The sequence below is a fragment of the Streptomyces sp. NPDC060031 genome (genome assembly GCF_042736805.1).
Classification (GTDB): Bacteria; Actinomycetota; Actinomycetes; order Streptomycetales; family Streptomycetaceae; genus Streptomyces.
In genome coordinates, this window is the sequence record NZ_JBHWVM010000218.1 from 1 (window position 1) to 1,151 (window position 1,151).

2 protein-coding genes are annotated in these 1,151 nt (G+C 67.9%); both read right to left on the bottom strand.

Features of this window, described 5'->3' with window-relative positions:
* Nucleotides 1-13 precede the first annotated feature (13 nt).
* Nucleotides 14-550 carry a transposase gene (locus ACFWB8_RS37130; RefSeq protein ID WP_385237757.1) on the bottom strand — a complete coding sequence of 179 codons (537 nt, stop codon included), beginning with the start codon at nt 548-550 and terminating at the stop codon, nt 14-16.
* Nucleotides 547-1,086: a winged helix-turn-helix domain-containing protein gene (locus ACFWB8_RS37135; RefSeq protein ID WP_385237760.1), complete on the bottom strand. Its 540-nt coding sequence runs from the start codon at nt 1,084-1,086 to the stop codon at nt 547-549. Before ACFWB8_RS37135 ends, ACFWB8_RS37130 begins: the two co-directional genes overlap by 4 nt.
* Nucleotides 1,087-1,151 lie beyond the last annotated feature (65 nt).

A 1,151-nucleotide genomic window follows, 5' to 3' on the forward strand; every position in this document is an offset into this window, starting at 1 on the left:
GTTACTCAGGATTTCAGGGTGGGGTCGGTGGGTTGATAGCCAGACCGGTGGCGGCGAGGCAGCCGTCGATGAGGTGGGGTCGGAGCTGGATTCTGCGTAACTCGCGGCGGAGTTTGCGGTCGAGGTCGTCGGGTGTGTCGAAGGCGGTGTTGGCCGTGGCTCTGCGCACAAGGGACCAGACGGCTTCAACCGGGTTCAGGTCTGGTGCGTATGCCGGGAGGCGGATGGTGGTGAGCCAGTCGTGTTCGGCCTCGTAGCGTTTCAGCCCGGCGGCCAGGTGGGTGTTGAGGTTGTCCCAGACCACCACGATGGGGCCGCCGAGCTGGATATGGGCCCTCACCAGCAGGTCGCGGTAGTCCTGCCAGGAGAAGCTCTTTCGGGCGCCCTTGAGCGGGAGATGGTTGCGGGGCCGGTGGATGAGGCGGCTCTTCTCACCGGGTTTGTAGCAGCACAGGGCGGCGACCGAGGTCCGGCGGCGGGAGCGGCCGCGGACGCGGATGACGGGGGTGTGTCCGCGCCGGCCCCAGGTGCGGGCGCGGGGCGGCGTCATGGAGAATCCGGCCTCGTCCTCAAAGACGATCCAGGCTCCGGACGCCGCCGCGAGGCTTTTACCCGCGGCCACACCTCCTTCTTCCACAACTCGACCGCGTGCTCGTCGCGTTCGAGTGCTCTGCGGGCGGGTGCCTGCCACGACCAGCCGTGCCGTTTCAGCAGCCGCCACACCGTCGCCACCGAGAGACTCACTTGCAGCCGCCGGCGGATCACCGTCTGGACCCGGGCAAGCGTCCAACGCTCATCCTCGAAGCCCTGCTCTGAGGGGCCCTTGCCGAGTTCCTCCTCCAGCACGGCGAACTGGGCATCGGTGACGGTCGGGGAGTTCGCCGGGCCCGCGGAACGCAAGGCCTCCATACCGCCTTCGCGCCAGGCACGGCGCCAGCGTTCCACCGACCGCACACTCACCCGCAGATCCTTCGCGATCACCACGGTCTTCTCACCCACCGCGAACCGCCCGCCGGCCTGAAGCCGGATCCCCTCACGAAACGCCCGACGCTCAGCGGTCAGGCCCCCACCCTCCGGATAACGCATACCACCGGCATACCGCAGGGATCATGAACTGTCACTCCCCGACGACAACCCGCAAAGCTCAGTAG

What these genes read in the sequence shown, in the direction of transcription:
- ACFWB8_RS37130 (WP_385237757.1), bottom strand. Translation starts at nt 550, where the DNA reads ATGACGCCGCCCCGCGCCCGCACCTGGGGCCGGCGCGGACACACCCCC.
- ACFWB8_RS37135 (WP_385237760.1), bottom strand. Translation starts at nt 1,086, where the DNA reads ATGCGTTATCCGGAGGGTGGGGGCCTGACCGCTGAGCGTCGGGCGTTT.